6 protein-coding genes are annotated in these 22,965 nt (G+C 69.4%); 2 read left to right on the top strand and 4 right to left on the bottom strand.

Annotation, left to right across the window (positions count from 1 at the left end; translation table 11 throughout):
• Together ACF8ML_RS19895 and ACF8ML_RS19900 are read left to right on the top strand one after the other, a co-directional pair.
• On the top strand, window positions 1–15,986 hold a 15,986-nt coding region (locus ACF8ML_RS19895), incomplete at its 5' end, for an amino acid adenylation domain-containing protein (RefSeq protein WP_392407741.1).
• 182 nt (window positions 15,987–16,168) lie between these two features.
• Complete coding sequence (locus ACF8ML_RS19900) at window positions 16,169–18,568, top strand: TonB-dependent siderophore receptor (protein WP_392407742.1); 2,400 nt, start codon at window positions 16,169–16,171, stop codon at window positions 18,566–18,568.
• A gap of 76 nt (window positions 18,569–18,644) precedes the next feature.
• Here ACF8ML_RS19900 and ACF8ML_RS19905 read toward each other — a convergent pair whose 3' ends face one another.
• The 4 genes from ACF8ML_RS19905 to ACF8ML_RS19920 all read right to left on the bottom strand — a co-directional run bounded on the left by ACF8ML_RS19905 (window position 18,645) and on the right by ACF8ML_RS19920 (window position 22,928).
• Entirely contained in the window at window positions 18,645–19,679 is a 1,035-nt protein-coding gene (locus ACF8ML_RS19905) for a FecR family protein (protein ID WP_392407744.1), read from the bottom strand.
• 12 nt (window positions 19,680–19,691) lie between these two features.
• A complete protein-coding gene (locus ACF8ML_RS19910) occupies window positions 19,692–20,291 on the bottom strand; it encodes an RNA polymerase sigma factor (RefSeq protein ID WP_016450480.1) in 600 nt (199 codons plus the stop codon).
• A gap of 214 nt (window positions 20,292–20,505) precedes the next feature.
• Window positions 20,506–21,804: a lysine N(6)-hydroxylase/L-ornithine N(5)-oxygenase family protein gene (locus ACF8ML_RS19915; protein ID WP_374007437.1), complete on the bottom strand. Its 1,299-nt coding sequence runs from the start codon at window positions 21,802–21,804 to the stop codon at window positions 20,506–20,508.
• Between the two features lie 11 nt (window positions 21,805–21,815).
• Window positions 21,816–22,928, bottom strand: coding sequence for a GNAT family N-acetyltransferase (locus tag ACF8ML_RS19920; RefSeq protein ID WP_392407746.1), 1,113 nt, complete (start codon window positions 22,926–22,928; stop codon window positions 21,816–21,818).
• Between the last annotated feature and the right edge of the window lie 37 nt (window positions 22,929–22,965).

Genomic DNA, 22,965 nt, shown 5'->3' on the forward strand with positions numbered 1-22,965 from the left:
TGAACCTGCTGCCGCAGGGCGTGGCGGGAGAGTTGTATGTGGCGGGCGAGGGCTTGGCACGCGGCTATCTCAACAGGCAAGGGCTGACGGCAGAGCGCTTCATCGCCAACCCCTTCGCGGAGTCCGGCGAGCGCCTGTACCGCACGGGCGATCTGGTGCGCTGGAGCGCCCAGGGCGAACTTGAATACCTGGGCCGTGCCGACCAGCAGGTCAAGATCCGGGGCTTCCGCATCGAGCTGGGCGAGGTGCAGTCGCAGCTGCTGGCCCAGCTCGAGGTGCGCGAGGCCGTGGTACTGGCCAAGGAGGGTGCAAGGCTGATCGCCTATGTCTCCCTGCGTGACGCGATGGAGGAAAGCCAGCTCAAGCAGCGCCTGTGCCATGCGCTGCCCGACTACATGGTGCCTTCGGCCATCGTCGTGCTCGAAGCCCTGCCTTTGACGGCCAACGGCAAGGTGGACCGCAAGGCGCTGCCCGAGCCGGAGATGGTCAGCGCCCAGCAATACGAGGCACCGCAGGGCGAGTTGGAGGAAACGCTGGCGCAGATCTGGGCCGAGGTGCTGGGCGTGGAGCGCGTGGGTCGGCAGGACGGCTTCTTCGAGCTGGGCGGACATTCGCTGCTCGCCCTGGGCCTGCTGGAGCGCGTGCGCGCCCAGGGCCTGCGCGTGCAGGTGCGCACGCTGTTCCAGCACCCGAGGCTGGCGGAGTTTGCGCAGGCGGTACTGGAGGAACAGCAGGAGCAGCAGGGTGAGCAAGGGGAGGAGGTGGCCGGCGAGATCGACGTGCCACCCAACGGCATCCCCGAAGGCTGCACGGCGATCACGCCGGACATGCTGACCCTGGTGGCGCTGGATGAAGATGAGATTGCTCGCATTGCCGCGGCGGTGCCGGGAGGCGCGGCCAACATCCAGGACATCTACCCGCTGGCGCCGCTGCAGGAGGGAATTCTGTTCCACCACCTGCTGCAGTCCGAGGGCGATGCCTATGTCACCTCGCACACGCTGAGCTTCGACTCGCGCGAGCGGCTGCAGCGGTTTGCCGAGAGCTTTGACCAGGTGGTCGCGCGGCATGACATCCTGCGCACGGCCGTGTTCTGGGAAGGCCTGGCGACGCCCGTGCAGGTCGTCTGCCGGCAGGCCCGCCTGCCGCTGTCCTGGCTGGAGGAGGGCGGCGCGGCGGCATCATCGCAGGACGCGCTGGCCCGGCTGGCCGCCTGCGCCCAGGGCTACCGCATCGACCTGCGCAAGGCGCCGCTGATCCACCTGGTGGCCGCGCACGACGCGCCGGGCCAGCGCTGGCTGCTGCAGATCCTGGCCCATCACATGGTGGACGACAACACCACGCTCAAGCAGGTGATCGGTGAGATCGCGCTGATCCAGCAGGGCCGCTCCAGCGCGCTGCCCCGGCCGCTGCCGTTCCGCCAGTTCGTGGCCCATGCGCGCTCGGGCGAGGGCACGGCCGGGCATGAGGCGTTTTTCCGCACCATGCTGGGCGATGTGCAGGAGCCCACGGCGCCCTTCGGGCTGCTGGATGTCCAGGGCGACGGAGCGCGCACGAACGAGGTGCGGCAGGTGCTTGACGGCGGCCTTGCCGCCCGGTTGCGGCAGCAGTCCCGGCGCCACGGCGTCAGCGCCGCCGCGCTGTTCCACCTGGCCTGGGCCCTGGTGCTGGCCAGGACCAGCGGCAGGGACGACGTGGTGTTCGGCACCGTGCTGTTTGGCCGCATGCAGGCGCAGCAGGGCGCGGCCCGCGCGCTGGGCATGTTCATCAATACGCTGCCGCTGCGCGTTCGCCTGGCCGGTCGTGGCGTGGCCCAGGCCCTGCGCCAGACCCAGTCCGCGCTGACGGACCTGCTGCACCACGAGCATGCCAGCCTGTCGATGGCCCAGTCCTGCAGCGGCCTGGCCGGCGGGGCGCCGCTGTTCACGGCCCTGCTCAACTACCGGCACACGGCGCTGCAGGACGCGGACGCTGGCGATGCCTGGAGCGGCGTGCAGATACTGCAAAGCCACGAGCGCACCAACTTCCCGTTCGGCCTGTCGGTCAACGACACGGGCGAGGGCTTCACGCTGATCGCGCATGTGATCGATGCGGTGAATGCCCACAGCATGTGCGGCTACATGCACGAGGCGCTGGACGGCCTGGCCGATGCCCTGGCGCGCGACCCCGGCCAGCCCGTGACCGCGATTGCGGTGCTGCCCGCGCATGAACGGGACAGGCTGCTGCAGTGGAGCCTCAATGGAAAGGCCCATCCCGAGGCCCTGCCCGTGCACCGGGAATTCGAGGCCCGCGTGCGGGAGCAGCCCGATGCCGTCTGCCTGGTCCATGGCGACGAGGCGCTGACCTCGGCCCGGCTCAACGCCCGTGCCAACCGGCTGGCCCACCGGCTGATGGCCCTGGGCGTGGGGCCGGACGTGCGCGTGGGCGTTGCGCTGGAGCGCTCGGTGGACATGGTGGCGGGACTGCTGGCGGTGCTCAAGGCCGGCGGCGCCTACGTGCCGCTGGACATGGAGTACCCGGTGGACCGCCTGGCCTACATTGCCCAGGACAGCGGCATCGCCCTGCTGCTGACCGAGCGCAAGGCACGCGAGCGCCTGCCGTTCGCGCAGGCGCTGAACGTGGTCGAGCTCGACGGCCTGGACCTGGACGCAGGGCCTGACCACAATCCCGGCGTGGCGGTCCATGGCGACCATCTGGCCTATGTGATCTACACCTCGGGCTCCACCGGCCGGCCCAAGGGGGCGGCCAACCGGCATGCCGCGCTGTCCAATTGCATGGCCTGGATGCAGGACCACTACCGGCTCACGCGGGCCGACGCGGTGCTGCACAAGGCGGCCTTCGGCTTCGATGTCTCGGCCTGGGAAATCTTCTGGCCGCTGACGGCGGGCGTGCGCCTGGTGGTGGCCCGGCCCGGCGACCACCGCGATCCCGAGCGCATCGTCGCGCTGATCCGCCGCCACCAGATCACCACGCTGAACTTCGTGCCGGCCATGCTGCAGGCGTTTCTGGCCCATGAAGGCATCGAGGAGGAGACCCGCCTGCGCTATGTGATCTGCGGCGGCGAGGCCATGCCGGCCGAGACACAGCGCGAGGCCCTGCGCCGCCTGCACGGCGTCAGCCTGCAAAACCTCTATGGCCCGACCGAGGCCGCCATCCACGTGACGCACTGGACCTGCCGCGACGATGGCCGCAGCCCGGTCCCCATCGGCCGCCCCGTCAGCGCGACCAAGGCCCTGGTGCTGGGCCAGGATCTGGGACTGGTTCCCGCAGGCGTGGCCGGCGAACTCTATCTGGGCGGGCAGGCGCTGGCGCAGGGCTACCTGGGCCGGCCCGGCCTGAGCGCCGAGCGCTTCGTCGCCGACCCGTTCGACCAGGGCGGCGGCCGCCTGTACCGCACGGGCGACCTGGTGCGCTGGAACGACGAAGGCCAACTGGAGTACCTGGGGCGCCTGGACCACCAGGTGAAGATCCGGGGCTTTCGCATCGAGCTGGGCGAGATCGAGGCCCGGCTGCTGGCCCAGCCCCAGGTGCGGGAGTCCGTGGTTGTGGCCCGCAAGGGTCCGGCGGGCATGCACCTGGCGGCCTATGTCTCGGCGCATGAAGGGCAGCAGGTCACGGCGACCGAACTGCGCGAGCGCCTGGCCCTTGAACTGCCGGACTACATGGTGCCGGCCGCCATCATGGTGCTGGACCGCCTTCCCCTGAATGCCAACGGCAAGGTGGACAGGGCCGCCTTGCCCGAGCCAGAACTGCTGGCCAGCCTGCACTACGAGGCGCCCGTGGGCGACGGCGAGCAGCGGCTGGCCGCACTCTGGAGCGAGGTGCTGGGCGTGGAGCGCGTGGGGCGCCACGACCATTTCTTTGAGCTGGGCGGGCACTCGCTGCTGGCCCTGAAGCTGCTGGAGCGCATGCGCGCCCAGGGCTGGGTGACGCAGGTGCGCACGCTGTTCCAGCACCCCCGGCTGGCGGATCTGGCGCTGGCGCTGCGCCGCGAACAGGGCCTGCCCCGGCATGAGGTGCAGGTGCCGCCCAACGGCATTCCCGAAGGCTGCACGGCCATCACGCCCGACATGCTGACGCTGGTGGCACTGGACGCGCAGCAGATCGCGCGGGTGCAGGCCGCCGTGCCCGGTGGCGCGGCCAACATCCAGGACATCTATCCGCTGGCGCCGCTGCAGGAAGGCATTCTGTTCCACCACACGCTGCACCCGCAGGGCGACGCCTATGCCACGCCCACGCTGCTGGGCTTTGACACGCAGGAGCGTTTGCTGGGCTTTGTGCAACGGCTCAACCAGGTCATCGCACGCCACGACATCCTGCGCACGGCCGTGCTGTGGGAAGGGCTGGCCGAGCCCGTGCAGGTAGTCTGGCGGCAGGCACAGGTGCTGCTCGACTGGCTGGAGGAGAGCGAAGGGGAAGGAACGGATGTGGCCAGCCGGCTGCAGGCCGTGCTGGACCCGCGCGTGCAGCGCATCGATGTGCGCCGTGCGCCCATGATCCGCGCCGTGGCGGCGCAGGATGCGCCCAACGGGCGCTGGCTGCTGCAGCTGCTGACGCATCACCTGGTGCTGGACCACACGACGCTGGAGCGCATCGTCGAGGAGATTGCGCTGATGGCCCAGGGCCGCGAGGCGGAGTTGCCCAGGCCCCTGCCGTTCAGGCGCTTCGTGGCCCAGGCCCGGCTGGGCGTGAGCACCAGTGAGCATGAGGACTTCTTCCGCGCCATGCTCGGCGATGTGGATGAGCCCACGGCGCCGTTTGGCCTGCTGGATGTGCAGGGCGACGGCAGCGCGGTGGAGGAGGCAAGGATGGCCTTGGACGAGCCCCTGGCGCGCAGCGTGCGCCGGCAGGCGCAGCGCCATGGGGTGAGTGCGGCCAGCCTGTTCCACCTGGCCTGGGCGCTGGTGCTGGGCAGGACCACGGGCAAGGATGACGTGGTGTTCGGCACCGTGCTCTTTGGCCGCATGCAGGGCGGGGAGGGCGCGCACAGTGCGCTGGGCATGTTCATCAACACGCTGCCGCTGCGCATACGGCTGGGCGGTCGGCTGGGCGGGCGCAGCGTGCAGGACTGCCTGCATGAGACGCATGCGGGGCTGACGGGGCTGATGCACCACGAGCACGCCACGCTGTCGCTGGCGCAGCGCTGCAGCGCTCTGGCGGGGGGGACGCCGCTGTTCTCGGCCCTGCTCAACTACCGCTACAGCGTGGCCCCGCAGGAGGGGGGCGCAGCGGGCGGAGCCTCGGGCGCATGGGAAGGCATGACGGCGCTGGGCGGGCAGGAGCGCACCAACTACCCCGTGACCGTGTCCATCGACGACCTGGGCGAAGGCTTTGGCATCGTGGCCCAGGCCGATGCTGCTCTGGGGGCTGAACGGCTGTGTGGATACATGGCGTCGGCCGTGGCCTCCCTGGTCCACGCGCTGGAAAGCGAGCCCGGCCTGGAGGCTGCGGCGCTGGACATGCTGGACGGCAAGGAATGGGCGCAGCTGCAGGCCTGGAGCCTGGGCGCCCGAACCGAACCCGGAATGCAGCCTGTGCACCGGTTGATCGAGCGCCAGGCCCAGGCACGGCCGGACGCCGTGGCGCTGGTCTTTGGCGATCAGGTGCTGAGCTACCACCAGCTCAACCGCCGCGCCAACCAGCTGGCACACCGGCTGATGGCCCTGGGCGTGAGGCCGGAGACCCGGGTGGGCATCGCCATGGAGCGGTCCATCGAGATGGTGGTGGGCCTGCTGGCCATCATGAAGGCCGGTGGCGCCTATGTGCCCCTGGACCCCGATCACCCGCCCGAACGGCTGGCGCAGATGATCGAAGACGGCGCCGTGCGGCGCCTGCTCACCCACAGCGCGCTGCGCGAGCGCCTGCCCGCAGGCGAGGATCTGCAGTGGCTGGACATCGACCGCATCGATGTGGCCGGTGAATCGCAGCGCAACCCGGTGGTTGCCGTGCATGGGGAGCATCTGGCCTATGTGATCTTCACCTCGGGCTCCACGGGCCGTCCCAAGGGCGCGGCCAACCGGCATGCGGCCCTGCACAACCGGCTGGCCTGGATGCAGCAGGCCCATGCGCTCGATGCCTCGGACGCCGTGCTGCAAAAGACACCGTTCAGCTTCGATGTGTCGGTCTGGGAGTTCTTCTGGCCCCTGATGGCCGGCGCCCGGCTGGTGATGGCCGCGCCTGGCGATCACCGTGACCCCGCAAGGCTGGTGGCGCTGATCACGGGCCATGGCGTCACCACCGTGCACTTCGTGCCTTCCATGCTGCAGGCCTTTGTGGCCCATGCGGGCGTTGCGGCATGCACGGGCCTCAGGCGCATCCTGTGCAGCGGCGAGGCCCTGCCGGCCGAGGCGCAGAACGCCGTCTTCAGGCTCCTGCCCGGAGCCGGTCTCTACAACCTCTATGGCCCGACCGAGGCGGCCATCGACGTCACCCACTGGCGCTGCCGCGACGACGGGCGGCGCCAGGTTCCCATCGGCCAGCCCATCAGCGGCATCCGCACCTATGTGCTGGACTGCGCCATGCGGCCGGCGCCACAGGGCGTGGCCGGCGAGCTGTACCTGGGCGGCACGGGCCTGGCGCGCGGCTATCTGAACCGCCCCGCACTGACGGCCGAGCGCTTTGTGGCCGACCCGCTGGACACGCAGGGCGGCCTGCTGTACCGCACGGGCGACCTGGTGCGCTGGAACGGCGAGGGCCAGATCGAGTACCTGGGGCGCCTGGACCACCAGGTGAAGATCCGCGGCCTGCGCATCGAGCTGGGCGAGATCGAGGCCCATCTGCTGGCTCAGCCCGGCGTGCGCGAGGCCGTGGTGGTCGCGGCACAAGCCACGTCGGGCGCGGCGGGCGCACGCCTTGTCGCCTATGTGGCCGGCCCGGACGCCGATGCGGGGCTGGCCGAAACCTTGCGCCAGGCGCTGGCCCGGCGGCTGCCGGACTACATGCAGCCTTCGGCCATCGTCGTGCTGCCTGCGCTTGCGCTCAATGCCAACGGCAAGGTGGACCGCAAGGCCCTGCCGCAGCCCGAATGGGCGCAGCGTGGATACGAACCGCCGCACAACGGGGTGGAGCAGCAGCTGTCGGCGATATGGGCCGAGCTTCTGGGGCAGGACCGCGTGGGGCGGCGCGACAACTTCTTCGAGCTGGGCGGACACTCGCTGCTGGCCATGGGCATGCTGGAACGCATGCGTGCGCATGGCCTGTCGGCCTCGGTGCGCAGCCTGTTCCAGCATCCGCAGCTGGCGGATTTTGCGGCGCAGCTGATGCAGGCGGACGACGCTGCCCAGGTGCAGGTGCCGCCCAATGGCATTCCCGAAGGCTGCACGGCCATCACGCCCGCCATGCTGGCGCTGGTGGCGCTGGACGTGCAGGAGATCGCACGGGTCGAGGCCGCCGTGCCCGGTGGCGCGGCCAACATCCAGGACATCTATCCGCTGGCGCCATTGCAGGAAGGCATTCTGTTCCACCACACGCTGCACCAGCAGGGCGACGCCTATGCCACGCCCACGCTGCTGGGCTTCGACACGCGCGAGCGGCTGCTGGGCTTTGTGCAACGGCTCAACCGGGTCATCGCACGCCACGACATCCTGCGCACGGCCGTGCTGTGGGAGGGGTTGGCCGAGCCCGTGCAGGTGGTCTGCCGGCAGGCGCAGGTGCTGCTCGACTGGCTGGAGCCTGGTGAAAGCGAGGGCGAAGGCGATGTGGCCGCCGTGCTGCAGAAGCGCCTGGACCCGCGCGTGCAGCGCATCGATGTGCGCCGCGCGCCCATGATCCGCGCCGTGGCGGCGCAGGATGCGCCCCACGGGCGCTGGCTGCTGCAGCTGCTGACCCACCACCTGGTGCTGGACCACACGACGCTGGAGCGCATCGTCGAGGAGATCGCGCTGATGGCCCAGGGCCGCGAGGCGGAGTTGCCCAGGCCCCTGCCGTTCAGGCGCTTCGTGGCCCAGGCCCGCCTGGGCGTGAGCACCAGCGAGCATGAGGACTTCTTCCGCGCCATGCTCGGCGATGTGGATGAGCCCACGGCGCCGTTTGGCCTGCTGGATGTGCAGGGCGACGGCAGCGCGGTGGAGGAGGCCAGGCTTGCGCTGGATGCACAACTGTCGCGCGAGCTGCGCCGGCAGGCGCAGCGCCATGGGGTCAGTGCGGCCAGCCTGTTCCACTTGGCCTGGGCGCTGGTGCTGGGCAGGACCACGGGCAAGGACGACGTGGTGTTCGGCACCGTGCTCTTTGGCCGCATGCAGGGCGGGGAGGGCGCGCACAGCGCGCTGGGCATGTTCATCAACACGCTGCCGCTGCGCATACAGCTGGGCGGCCGCAGCGTGCAGGAATGCCTGCGCCAGACGCATGAACTGCTGACGGGGCTGATGCACCACGAGCACGCCACGCTGTCGCTGGCGCAGCGCTGCAGCGCTCTGGCGGGGGGAACGCCGCTGTTCTCGGCCCTGCTCAACTACCGCTACACCGCAGCGCCGCAGGAGACGGAGGCAGCGGGCGCAGCCTCGGGCGCGTGGGAGGGCATGACGGCCCTGGGCGGACAGGAGCGCACCAACTACCCGGTGGACATGTCCATCGATGACCTGGGCCAGGGCTTTCGCCTGGTCGGGCAGGCCAGCAAGACCGTGGGCGCGCAGCGCCTGTGCGCCTACATGCTGGCCGCAGTGGAAGGCATTGTTGCGGCCCTGGCCGAAACGCCTGCGCTGCCGGCCTGCGATATCGAGCTGCTGGACCGGGACGAATGGGCGCTGCTGACGCAATGGGCGCAATCGGTGCAGTCTGGATGCAACCCGCCGCGCCGCGACGCCCAGCCCCTGGTGCACAGGCTGTTCGAGCAGCAGGTGGACGAGCGGCCCCAGGCCACGGCCCTGGTCTTTGGCGACGAATGCATCAGCTATGCGCAGCTCAACCGGCGTGCCAACCGCCTTGCGCACCGCCTGATCGCCGAGGGAGTGGGCGCGGAGGTGCGCGTGGGCATTGCGGTGGAACGCTCGGTGGAAATGGTGGTGGCCGTGCTGGCCGTGCTCAAGTCGGGCGCGGCCTATGTGCCCCTGGACCCCGGCTATCCGGCCGAGCGCCTGGCCCACATGGTCGAGGACAGCGGCATGGCCTGCCTGCTCACGCAGTCCCGCCTGGGGCTGGAGGTGGCCGGTCGCGTGAAGGCGCTGGACCTGGATGCCATCGGCGCGATGCCGGGGCCCGACCACAACCCCGGCGCCGCCGTGCATGGCGAATGCCTGGCCTATGTGATCTACACCTCGGGCTCCACCGGCCGCCCCAAGGGCGTTGGCATCTCCCACCGCTGCCTGGCCGAACAGGCGCAGCTGGCCGTCGGCTTTGCCGCGCTGTCGCCGCAGGACCGGGTGCTGCAGTTCGCCACGCTGAATTTCGATGGCTGCATCGAGCAGCTGTTCGCGCCGCTGGTGGCCGGCGCGGCCATGGTGCTGCGCGGGCCCGAACTCTGGGACAGCGCCACCTTCCACAGGGAACTCATGGCCAGGCAGATCAGCGTGGCCGATCTGACCACCGCCTACTGGCTGCTGCTGGTCCAGGATTTCGCGCGCCAGGGCCTGCGCGGGTACGGGCGGCTCAGGCAGGTGCATGTGGGCGGCGAGGCCATGCCGGGCGCCGGCCTGCAGGCCTGGCGCGATGCTGGGCTGGGCCATGTGAGGCTGCTCAATGCCTATGGCCCGACCGAGGCCACCGTCACGGCCTCCCTCTTCGACTGCACGGGCCTGGTGGAAGGCGCCGGCGCGGCGCCGCAGGTGCTGCCGCCACAGGACCTTCCCATAGGCCGGCCTCTGGCGGGCCGGCACATGTGGGTGGTGGACGACCGGATGCGCCCCGTGCCCCTGGGCGTGGCCGGCGAGCTGTGCATAGGCGGGCCCCTGCTGTCGCGCGGCTACCTGAACCGGGCAGGGCTCAGCGCGGAGCGCTTTGTCGCCGACCCCTTCGGCCGCGATGGCGCAAGACTCTATCGCACGGGCGACCTGGTGCGCTGGAATGCGCAGGGCCAGCTGGAGTACCTGGGGCGGGTGGACCACCAGGTCAAGATCCGCGGTCTGCGCATCGAGCTGGGCGAGGTGCAGGCGCAACTGCTGGCGCTGGACGATGTGCGCGAGGCCGTGGTCGTGGCCGGCGAGGGACCGGCGGGCACGCGGCTGCTGGCCTATGTGTCTGCCCGCAGCGGGCGGACCCTGGACGGGCAGGAGATGCGCGAGCGCCTGGCCACGGTACTGCCCGACTACATGGTGCCGGGCGCCATCATGGTGCTGGACCAGTTGCCGCAGAACGCCAACGGCAAGCTGGACCGGCAGGCCCTGCCCGCGTTCGGCATGCCAGCCGCCAGCCAGGCGCCAGAGGGCGAACTGGAGGCGCTGCTGGCCCGTATCTGGGCCGAGGTGCTGGGCCTGGAGCGGGTGGGGCGCAGCGACAACTTCTTCGCGCTGGGGGGTGATTCCATCCTGAGCCTGCAGATCGTCTCGCGCCTGCGCCGCTTCGGCTGGAAGCTGTCGCCACGGCAGCTGTTCGAGCGGCAAAGCATTGCCGAGCTGGCGCGTGTGGCCGAGCCCGTGCAGGACGAGGCCGTGGAGCAGGAGACCCCGGTCCAGGGGAGCGTTCCCCTGCTGCCCATTCAGGCGGAGTTCTTCGAAACGGACGTGCCGCAGCGATCCCACTGGAACCAGGCCCTGCTGCTGCGCAGCACGCAGCCGCTGCAGCCTGCGCCGCTGCGCCAGGCCCTGGCCGACCTGCTGGCCCGGCACGACAGCCTGCGCCTGCGCTTTCGCCCCACGGCGCAGGGCGCCTGGGAGCAGGCCTACGCAAGCCCGTCCGAGGCCGACCTGCAGGAACTGCTGTGGGTGCGCCAGGCACGGGATGCCGGCGCGATCGAGGCCTTGTGCGAACAGGCGCAGCGCAGCCTGGACATCGTCCACGGGCCGCTGCTGCGCGGGCTGTGCATCGAGGTGGGCGACGGCAGCTGGCGCCTGCTGCTGGTGGCCCACCATCTGGTCGTCGATGGGGTCTCCTGGCGCATCCTGCTCGAAGACCTGCGTTCGGCCTATGCCAGCCGGCTGCAGGGCCTGGAGCCCGCCAGGGTCCACAAGACCGCCAGCTACCAGCGCTGGTCGCAGGCGCTGCAGGCCCATGCCGCGCAATGCGGCGGCGAGCTGGCCTTCTGGCAGGCGCTGGCCCAGGTGCCTGCCGTCCTTCCCTGTGCCCGCCCCGGGGGGGCCAACACCCTGGCATGGCAGTCCAGCGTCGAGCTGCGGCTGGACCGCGAGCGCACCGAGGCCCTGATCAGCCGCGTGCCGGCGGCCTACAGGACGCAGATCAACGACATCCTGCTGGCCGCCCTGGGGCGCGCCCTGTGCGCGTGGAGCGGGCAGCAGCGCATCCTCGTGGACCTGGAGGGCCATGGCCGCGAGGAGCTGTCGGCCGGCGTGGACGTCTCGCGCACCGTGGGCTGGTTCACCAGCGTCTTCCCGGTGGCGCTCGATGCAGGCACAGGCCCGGGCGACGCGATCAAGCGCGTCAAGCAAAGCCTGCGCGAAGTGCCGCTGCACGGCCTGGGCCATGGCGTGCTCAAGTACCTGGGCACGGCGCAGCAAAGGCAGGCCATGCAGGCCTTGCCCCAGGCCAGCCTGGTCTTCAACTACCTGGGGCAGTTCGATGCAAGCTTTGACAGCGCGGCCCAATGGCTGCCGGCTGCCGAGGGCAGCGGCATGCCGGCCGACGCCTCGGCGCCGCTGTCGCACGAGTTCACCATCAATGGCCGCGTCTACGACGGCGAGCTGGTGATGACGGCCGCCTTCAGCACGGCCCGCCACGACACCGCCGATGTGCAGGCCTGGATGGGGCGCTACCGGCAGGAGCTGGAAGGGCTGATCGACCACTGCCTGAGCGGCGCGCAGGGGGTGACGCCCTCGGACTTCCCGCTGGCCCGGGTCACGCAGGCGCAGCTGGACGGCCTGGACCTGCCTGCTGGCAATCTGGCGGACCTCTATCCGCTGTCTCCCATGCAGTCGGGCATGCTGTTCCACAGCCTGTCCGATCCCTCGGGGCTGTCCTATGTCACCCAGCTGCGCATCGACGCGCATGGCCTGGATGCCGCGCGCTTCCGAAAGGCCTGGCAGGCGGTGCTGGACCGCCATGCCGTGCTGCGCAGCGGCTTCCTGGCCGATGCGTCCCTGCCGCTGCAATGGGTGGCCAGGCAGGTCCTGCTGGACATCACCGAGCATGACTGCCGGCACAGCGAGGATGTGGCGGGGGCCCTGGATGCCCTGGCCGCCGGGCAGTTCGCGGCCTTCGACCTCAGCAAGCCGCCGCTGATGCGGCTGGCCCTGGTCCGCGTGTCCGATGGCAGCCACCACTGCATCTGGACCGCCCACCACCTGCTCACGGACGGATGGAGTTCATCGAGCCTGCTGGGCGAGGTGCTGCGCGACTACAAGGGCATTGCCGTGGAGCCCGTGGACACCAGCTACCGCGACTACATCGCATGGCTGCAAGGCCTGGACCACGGGGCCAGCGAGGCCTACTGGAGGCGCCTGGTGCAGCCGCTGCACGAGCCCACCTTGCTGGTGGATGCGCTTGCCCGGCCTGCTGTCCGGCCTGGTGCCTTGCCTGCAGCCCGTCAGGGGCACCACGAGGCCGGCGCCGCGCTGGATGCCGGTGCCACGCAGCAGCTGGTGGAGTTTGCCCAGCGCGAGCGCGTGACGGCCAACACCCTGGTGCAGGCCGCATGGTCGCTGGTGCTGGCGCGGTACACGGGCCAGGCCACGGTGGCCTTCGGGGCCACGGTGGCAGGCCGCCCGCCCGAGCTGGCAGGTGTGGAAAGAATGCAGGGGCTGTTCATCAACACCTTGCCGGTGGTCGTGGCCTGCGACGGCGCGCTGGAGCTGGGCCCCTGGCTGCGCACGCTGCAGGCTCAGAACCTGGCCTCGCGCGAGCATGAGCAGACGTCGCTTTCGGACATCCAGCGCTGGGCGGGCAAGGGCCAGCGCGGCCTGTTCGACAGCATCCTGGTGTTCGAGAACTACCCCATGGATGCGGTGCTGTCCGCGCACGACGACCCGCATCTGCGGTTTGCGGTGACGCATGCCATCGACGTGACCTCCTATCCCATGGACCTGGAGGTGCGGCTGGGCGATGTGCTGTCGCTCAAGATGATCTACCAGCGGAGCAGCTTCGGCGATGACGCCGTGCAGGCCCTGCTGCGGCAACTGGTGCAGGTGCTGGCGTCCATGGCGGGCGAGGGCATGCACTGCCTGCGGGACATCGCCTTGCTGCCCGAGCCCGGCCGCGATGGGCCGGCGGGCACGGACACAGGCACGGGCACGGGCATGGGCACGGATGCCTGCCGCCCGCCGTTCCTGCCCGTGCATGCCTGCATGGCGCTGCAGGCGCGCCGGGACCCGGGCGCGGTGGCGCTGGTCATGGGCGAGCAAACCATCAGCCATGGCGAGCTGCAGGCGCGCAGCAACCATTTCGCCAGCCGCCTGGTGCAGGCCGGCGTGGGGCGCGGTGCCATCGTCGGCATCGCCATGGAGCGTTCACTGGAGATGGTGATCTGCCTGCTGTCCGTGCTCAAGGCGGGCGCGGCCTACCTGCCTCTGGATCCGGCGTCGCCCGCCGAACGCCAGAGGTTCATGCTGGCAGACAGCGGTGCCTCCCACCTGATCGCCCACAGGGCGGCGCTGCACAAGCTGGGCACGCCGGCCGTGGCCCATCTGGTGGTGGCCGAGGAGGTGGACTTCACCCAGGCCTGCAATGCGGCGCCGGCCCATGCCGTGCATGAGCGCGACCTGGCCTATGTGATCTACACCTCGGGCTCGACCGGGCAGCCCAAGGGCGTGGTGGTCGAGCACGGGCCGCTGGCCATGCACTGCGCGGCCACGGCCGGGATCTACGGCATGCGGGCGAACTCGCGCGAGCTGCATTTCATGTCCTTCTCCTTCGACGGCGCGCACGAGCGTTGGCTGACGGCCCTGAGCATCGGCGCCGGCCTGGTGCTGCGCGAGCCGCAGATGTGGACGGCGGAGCAGGCCTGCGAGGCCCTGCGCCACCACGGCATCTCCAATGCCGCGTTCCCGCCTGCCTATCTGGCGCAGATCGCGGACTGGGCCGCAGAACAGTCGCAGGAGCCGCCGCCGGTGGAGCTGTACGTCTTCGGTGGCGAGGCCATGCCCAAGGCCGCCTACGACAAGGTGCGCCAGAGCCTGCGCCCGCGCCTGCTCATCAACGGCTACGGCCCCACCGAGACGGTGGTGACGCCGCTGATCTGGAAGGCCGAGGCCAGCGAGACCTTCGACTGCGCCTACGCCCCCATCGGCCGGCCCGTGGGCGAGCGCACGGTGCACATCCTGGATGCCGACCTGCACCGGGTGCCGCACGGCGTCGTGGGCGAGCTGTACATCGGCGGCTACGGCCTGGCGCGCGGCTATCTGTCACGCCACGGCCTGACGGCCGAGCGCTTCGTCGCCGACCCCTTCGACGGCGGTGGCGGCCGCCTGTACCGCACGGGGGACCTGGTGCGCGAGATGCCGGACGGCAACATCGAGTACATCGGCCGGGCCGACCACCAGGTCAAGATCCGGGGTTTCCGCATCGAGTTGGGCGAGGTCGAGAAGGCCGTCCGGGCCGTGCCCGGCGTGGTCGATGCCGCCGTGCTGGTCCAGGATGCCGGTACAGGCAAGCAACTGGTGGCCTATGTGGTGGGGGAGGAGGGCACCGCCGCGCAGACCCTGGTCCAGCGCATCCGCCAGCAGACAGGCGAGCACCTGCCCGACTACATGCTGCCGGCCCATACGCTGGTCCTGCCCGCCTTGCCAAGACTGGTCAGCGGCAAGCTGGACCGTGGTGCGCTGCCGCTGCCGCAGGCAGATGCCGGGCGGGTTCACGTGCCACCGTCCACAGCGGCGGCCATGGCGCTGGCCCGCATCTGGCAGGAGGTGCTTGGCGTGGAACGCGTGGGCGAGACCGACAACTTCTTCGAGCTGGGCGGGGACTCCCTGCTCAGTCTCAGGATGCACGCCAAGGTGCGCAAGCTGGGCGATCCGCAGCTGGACTTCAAGCTGCGCGACCTGCTGCAGCGGCCCACCATTGCCGGCCTGCTGGAGCTTCGCTCAGCCGGCGCCGGTGGAGCTGGGGGCGTCGTGGCGCTCAACGCCGTGTGCGAGGCTGCGCCACCGCTGTTTTGCGTGCATGCCGGGTTCGGCACGGTATTTGACTACCAGCCGCTGGCGCGGGCATTGCAGGACCGGCGCACCGTCCACGCCATACCCTGCCGCAGCCTGGGCGATCCCGGCTACCGCGACCGCTCGCTGGAGCAGATGGCCGACGACTACTGCGCGATGGTGAGGCAGGTACAGCCCGCCGGTCCCTACCACCTGCTCGGTTGGTCCCTGGGCGGCAGCCTGGCGGCCCTGATCGCCGCCAGACTCGAAGGCCAAGGGCAGACGGTGGGTTTCCTGGGACTGGTGGACCCGTTCGTGCCTGCTGGCGATGCGGCCGGGTCCCCGTCGTGGTGGGATGACTTCCGGCTCTTCGTCTCGCAGATGCTGCCCTTGGCACGCATCGAGGACCTTGCGGACATCGATGCATCGGTGCCGCCCCGCGCCGATCTGCTGGCTGCCGCGCTGGGCCGCGAAGCTGCAAGGCAGGGACCGGGGGGGCCCAGCGGCCATGCCTGCATGGACGGCGCCGACCTGGCCCAGGCCTTTCTGACCACCCTGCACCTGAAGCACCTGGCGCTGCAGGCGCAGGCCCTGGCGCCCGTGCAAGCGGCGGCAAGCCTTTGGTGGAGCGATGAAACCGCGGCCGGGCACCGGCTGCGGCTCGCGCAGCAGCTGCGCCAGGAGGGGGCCGAGGGGGTCGAAAGGGCCGAAAGGGCAGAGGGCGCGGTGATCCGCGCCGACCACTACGCCATCATGAGGAACGAGGGGCTGACGGCCGAAATCCTCGACGCCTTGGCGCTGGAGTACGCGCTGGACTGAGGGGCAACGGCGGCCGGGGTGCCCCTGGCCCGCCCCGTCCCGGGTCTTTTTCGTGAAAACCGGGTTACACCTTGTCTCCATTTTTGCGCGCAGAACGTCTTTGGAATGCACAACAACCCGGGCGGAGGTCCGTGCCCGGTTGGTAACCAGTCTCATTCAATGCCTTTGGAAATTCTTCGACCATGCCTTCCTTGCCCCGTCAACATCTGCTGAGCCTGGCCCTTGCCACGGCCTTTGGTTCCGTCTCGTTCTGGAGCACCGAGGCGGTGGCCCAGGCCACAGGGCAGGAGGCTGCCCAAGTGTTCGATATCCATGTGCCGGCCCAGGCCTTGGCTTCGGCCATCAACGAGCTGTCCCGCCAGACGGGAACCCAGATGTTTGCCGCAGGCGACCTGGTTGCCGGGCTCAGTTCCCGCGCCGTCAACGGCCGCCTGACATCGGAGCAGGCCTTGCGGGAGCTGCTGGCCGGCACGTCCCTGGAAGCCATCAGGATGAACAACGGAGGCTTCGCCATCCGCCGTCCCGCGGTCTCCGGCGCGACCTTGCCGACCATCAACGTCACGGACAGCGAAACCGCAGCCGGCCCCGTGCAGGGCTATGTCGCCCGGCGCAGTTCAACGGGTACCAAGACCGATACGCCCATCCTGGAGACACCGCAGTCCATCACGGTCATTGGCGCCCAGGAGATCGAGACGCTGAAGTCGCAAAGCCTGCAGGATGCGCTGGGCTACGCGGCCGGCGTCACCCGCGCCGAGGGCCTGGACCGGACCTCGGACAGCCTGTACCTGCGCGGATTCCGCACCACGGGCATGTACCGGGACGGCAGCCTGTTCACGGCCAACATCTACGACGGACGGCAGGAGCCCTACGGCCTGGAGCGCATCGAGCTGCTCAAGGGTGCCTCTTCGGTGATCTTTGGCTCGGTCTCCCCGGGCGGCGTGGTCAACACCGTGAGCAAGCGGCCCACCGCGGAAAAAATCCGGGAATTGAACATCGATGCCGGAAGCTTCGGGCGCAAGCAGGTCTCGGGTGATTTTGCGGGTGCCCTGGACGACGAGGGCAAATGGTCCTACCGGCTGGTGGCGCTCAAGCGCGACAGCGACAGCTTCATCGACCGAGTCCCCGATGACAGAACCTATATCGCCCCATCGCTCAAGTGGCAGCCCGATGCGAACACCTCGCTGACACTGTTGGCCGAGGTCCAGAAGGACCGCACCACCTACGTCTACGGGCTGCCCGCCTACGGCACCCTGCTGCCCAACATCAATGGACAGATTCCCCGCAACCGCTTCATCGGAGAGGCGGGACGGGACAAATTCGATCTGGACCGCTACTCCATCGGCTATCTCTTCGAACATGCCTTTTCCGAGAAGCTCAAGCTCAGGAACAGCATGCGCTACTACAACGCAAAGAGCAGCTACTTCAGCACGGACGGCTGGGGCCTGTCCGCCGACCAGCGCTCGGTGGTGGAGCGCTACTACCAGCCGCGCTGGGACCGCTCGTCGGCCTTCGTGACCGATACCTCGCTGCAGTACCAGCTGGACCAGGGCCGCGTCAAGCACACCATGCTGGTGGGCTTCGACTACGCCCTGCCTAAGCACGAGACCGAGCGCTATGAACAGCAGGCCGCCGACCTCGATGTCTTCAACCCGGTCTACGGCAAGCCGGTGGGCCCTGTCTCCCCCTACTACCGCTCGTCCTGGAAGAACGACTACAAGCGCCTCGGCATCTATGCGCAGGACCAGATCAAGATCGATGACAAGTGGGTGGTTCTGCTGGGCGGCCGCTATGACAAGGTCCGCTTCAACGAGACGAACTTCTTCACCGGGGACGTGAGCGCGGCCAATGAGAAAAGCTCGGCCTTCACGGGCCGGCTGGGCGTGGTCTATCTCGCCGCCAATGGCCTTGCCCCCTTCTTCAGCTACAGCGAGTCCTTCGAGCCCACCCAGGGCCAGGACCGCCTTGGATCGCGGTTCAAGCCCACGACGGGGCAGCAGTACGAGGCCGGTGTCCGCTACCAGCCCAGCGGCTCCAGGGCCATGGTTTCGGCAGCGGTCTTCCAGCTCACCCGCCAGAACCTGCTCGTGCCCGATCCCCAGGACGCCAGCAGGGCGTTCAACATCCAGGCCGGTGAAGTCCGCTCCCGCGGCTTCGAGCTGGAGGCACGAAGCTCCATCGGCCGCAATGTGAACATCATTGCCGCCTATGCCTACACGGATGCGCGCACCACGCAGGCAAGCCCCCTGCAGCCGGACGAGCTGGGCAAGCGCTCCATCGGCGTGCCCTACAACCAGATATCGCTGTGGGGCGACTACAGCTTTGGCGACTTCGGGCTCGCCGGCCTCAAGGTGGGCCTGGGCGCCAGGTACCTGGGCCAGACACGCGGCCTGGCCTATGGCGTTCCCGTCTCGCTGCCGGCGTTCACCCTGGTGGATGCCATGGTCAGCTACACCACCGGACCCTGGCGCTTCGCCCTGAACCTCACCAACCTGACCGACAAGACCTATATCGCCAGCTGCTCCTACGGCTGCTTCTACGGCGAGCCCCGCAAGGTGATCGGCACGGCCACCTATCGCTGGTAGGCGGGCATGGGCCATGGGCCACGGCTGGAGCGATCCGGCCGTGGCCTTTTCTTTGTCGGGGAACCGAAGGCGCCGTTCAGAGCGCCTGCAGCTGCACGCTGCCATCGGCCTGCGCGCGCACCCTCAGCGGCAGGATGGAGGGCAGCACGGCCAGCAGGCCGGCCGAGTCATTGGCGCGAAAGCGCCCCGTCAGGCGCAGCGCGGCCACGCGCGCATCGGCGGCTTCGATGGGCTGGGTGCGGTAGGCGTTGACGGTGGCCAGGGCCTCGGCCAGCGGGGTGTTCTCGAAGACCAGCCAGCCTTCGCGCCAGGCGGACAGCGTGGCGGCATCTGCCTGGCGCACGGCCTCGGGCTGGCCATTGCGGATGTCCACCACCTGGCCTGGCAGCAGGTCCAGCGTGGCCGCCGCCTCGGTCGTCGGATCCTGCGCATCCCTGCCCAGCACGCGGACCCTGACATGGCCATGCTCCACGCCCACCGTGACCGTGCCGCCACGGTCGCGCACGGTGAACACCGTACCCACGACCTCGATGCGCGCCTCGCGCGTGATGACCTCGAAGGGGCGGTCGGGGTCCGATGCCACTTCGAATCGCGCTTCCCCGCGCGACATGGATACGCTGCGGCGCTGGCGGTAGAGCGTCACGGCAATGGCGCTCTGGGGCGCCAGCTCGATGCGGCTGGCCTGCAGCGGCGCCTTGCCGTCGGCCAGCGTGACCTTGAGCATCTGCGAGTTGCGCGTGGCATAGGCCGAGGTGTGCAAGGGCTGCTGCCAGTACCAGTAGGCGCCCCGGCCCGCCAGCGCGCCGGTGCCCACTAGCCCTGCAAACGACAGCAGCAGCTTGCGGCGCTGGACGCTCCTGGTGGAGCGCGAGGCGCTGTCCGCCAGCAGGTCGGTTTCCTGGAACTGCTCGCGCAGTCCGCCGGACAGGCCGCCGAGCATGTTCCAGCGCAGGTGCGCCTCGCGTGCGGCGGCATCGTGCCGGGCTGATTTCTCGCGCCATTCGCCCAGGGTCAGGCGTGCCTGGTGGGCCACCGGGTCGGGAGCGATTTCGCTTTGAACGATCAGCGTCAGCGCATGCTCGACCATGCGCTCGCTAGGTGCACTTGCCATGGAAAGGGGGGGTCAGGATGCGTCGTCGGTCAGTGTACTGTTGTCGAAATCCATGGCGCTGCCCAGCGCATGGTCCTCGATCAGCTCGGAGCGCAGCTGGGCCAGCACGCGCGAGCAGTCCAGCGTGGCGCGCACCATGTGCTTGGCGACGGCCATTTCGGTGATGTTGAGCTGATCGGCGATTTCCGCGCGCGTGTAGCCATGGGCGCGAAAGAGGATGAAGACTTCGCGCCGGCGCGGCGGCAGGCCTTCCAGCGCCTGGACGACGCGGTCCAGGATCTGGCGCTGGGCGGCCAGGGTTTCGCTGGAGGGCGCACTGTGCTGCACCGCCATTTGCTGGCGCGTCCAGTCCTGGGAGGTCTTGCGCTTGCGCGCATCGTCTATGCACAGGTTGCGTGCCACGCGAAACAGCAGGGCGCGCGGGGATTCGATGTCGGCATCGGGCAGCGCCTCGGCCTTCTTGCCGCTGCGCAGGCCCAGGGCGTGCACATAGACCCGCTCGAAGCTCGATTGCGCGATGTCGGCCGCATAGTGCGGATCCCGGAGATCGCGCGTGAGCTGGCGGCGCAGATCGCCATAGTGAGCCACGAGTTCCTGGATCAGGTCACGCATCCGGATACCTGCCTTTCCGCAAGGGCGATGGGTTGGAACCCCTGGGTCCGTACAGAGATGGGCCTACCGGATGCCGCAACCCCGGCCAGGGCCGGGGCGGTGCAGCAGCGGGTATGGGATTCAGCGGCGCAGGTGATTCGAATTCAAATGCAAATGGTTTGCATTCAAATTATGGCATGGGAGATTCGTGCGCCATCATGCCCGGTGCGATCTTTCAGTCCTGCAGCGCCAGCTGTTCTGTGCGCGCAACATCGGGTTTTTGGGCTTGCGCTGCCAGCAGGGCGTCGCCGATTTCGCCGGTGCGTACCGAGGTGACGGACAGCAGGGTATCGCTGAGGCCGTGGGAGCCCTCGCAGGCGCCCTGCAGGAAGATGGCGGGGCGAAAGTCCGGCGTGGTGTGCACCTGGTAGTCGCGGCTCACGGAGAAGTCACCCAGGTAGGGGGCCAGCGGGTCCAGCAGGGTCTTGTGGTGCTCGCGCGCATAGCCGGTGGCCAGCACCACCACGTCGTAGCGCGATGCATGGTCGATGCCGCTGTTGAGATCGCGCAGGCCCAGGTGGATGCCGTCGCTGGCGGCGCGCACGTCCTGCACCTCGTGGCGGCGCAGGAAGCGGTGGCGCGTGTCGCCGACGACCTTCTGTTCATAGAACACCTTGAAGATGCTCTCGATCAGCTCCAGGTCGGGACAGGCGTAGTTGGTGTGCCAGAACTCGCGCAGCAGAGCGCCGCGCTCGTCGTGCGGGCGGCTGTAGACATGGTCCACGAAGTCGGCGTTGAAGATTTCGTTGACGAAGGGGCTGTCGTCCGAGGGGCGGATGGAGCGGGCGCGCATGACCAGGTCGATCTCGGCCGTGGCGTAGCGGCCGTGCAGGTCCATGAAGATTTCCGCGGCGCTCTGGCCCGCACCGACCACGGCGATGCGCAGCGGCCTGGCATGCTCGGCAATGCTGCGCAGGTAGGCGCTGGAGTGGAAGACGCGGGCATCGCCGCGCAGGGGCTTGAACTGCTCGGGAATGCTGGGCGTGCCGCCGATGCTCATGACCAGGTTCTGGCCCAGGCGCTCATGCACGTTGCCGGCCGCATCGCGCGAGCGCACGCGCAGCAGCTCCACCTTGCCGTCGCGTTTTTCAGGCAGCACCTCGATGACTTCCTGGCCGTAGACGCAGCGGTCCTCGAACTTGGAGGCGGCCCAGGCCAGGTAGTCGTTGAATTCGTGGCGGCTGGGAAAGAAGGTCTTGAGGTTGATGAAGTCCTGCAGCCGGCCCTTCTCGTGCAGGTAGTTGATGAAGGTGAAGCGGCTGGTGGGGTTGCGCAGCGTGGCCAGGTCCTTGAGGAAGGACACCTGCATGTGGGCCTGCTCCAGCAGCATGTCCCGGTGCCAGGCGAAGCGCGGCTGCTTTTCGATGAAGACGGGGTGCATGGCCCGCGCGGTGGTTTCGCGCTCCTTGAGGGCGATGGCCAGGGCAATGTTGGAGGGGCCGAAGCCGATGCCGATCAGCGGGTGGGTTTGCATGGAAGGTCCTTTCATTGGGTCGATGCGTCCAGTGCGTCCGGCGCGGCTGCGTCGGTCTGCGGTATCCACAAGGCGTCTGCGAAAAAGCGTTCCCTGAGCAGCACTCCCAGCACGGCGCGCTTGTGCGGGAAGTCGAATTCCTTGACCAGCGCATAGCCGCAGCGCGGCAGGCTTTTGCGCATCTTGCGGTTGTCGGCGCGCGGCTCCACGACGATGCGCTGCGTGCGGCAGTCGTCCAGAAAGAGGTAGTGCGACAGCGAGGGCAGCCAGGCCGTCAGGTAGGGCTGGCCGCGGAACCGCGCCTCCCCCACCAGCGCATGCCAGCCCCGGTCATGGTCGCCCGCGTCATAGAAGGGGGCGATGCGGTCTTCCTTGGCCCAGTAGGCCTCGAAGTAGCCGAAGGGCTCGCCGTCGAAGCAGCCGATGAGGCCGAGCGCATGCGGGTCGCCGGCCATGCGCTGCAGATAGGCGCGGTGGTGGGCAAGGTCGCCGCTTTCCTCCCAGAAATGCGCGACGACCGGGTCGTTCATCCAGCGGTGGATGAGGGGCAGGTCGGCCTCGGGCTCCACGGTGCGAAAGCTCAGCGTGCGGCCCAGCCAGGGGATGAAGCGGCGGTAGACCTCGCCGCGCGGCTTGTGCAGGCGCACGGGGTGGCGCCGGCCTTCGCTGATCGTGTAGTGCAGCGCATAGGGTGGGCGCGGGCGGGGCAGCCACAGGGGCTGCTGCCAGAGCACGTCTCTTGCCACGCGCGCAGCCTGGCCCGGCTGCACCGTGGCGATGCTGTCGCGCAGGCCCGGTGGCAGGCGGGGCAGGGACAGCTCGATTTCCCGGGCATCCGGGCGCAGGCCGAAACCGGCCTGCAGCGCGGCCAGCAGTTCATCGGCTTCGGGCATGCCCGAGCAGGGCCCCATCCATTGCAGCCGCAGCAGGCCTGGCGCGGCCGCGGGTGACAGGTTCCAGAGACTGTGCTTGCCGGGCCTGCCGGCATCCACGGACCCCGAACGCTCCAGGCGCAGCCGCTGTCCATCGCCGAAGACGCTGATCGTCTCGGCGCCTGCATGGGCAAGGTAGCTGGCGCCGGAGGCGTCCGGTGACGGTGTAGCGGTGGCTTCGGCTGGACGCACGTGGACTCTTTCAGATGGAGTGCCCCGCGTGCGGGAC

The sequence above is a fragment of the Delftia sp. WSY_10 genome (genome assembly GCF_043104705.1).
GTDB lineage: Bacteria > Pseudomonadota > Gammaproteobacteria > Burkholderiales > Burkholderiaceae_C > Comamonas > Comamonas tsuruhatensis.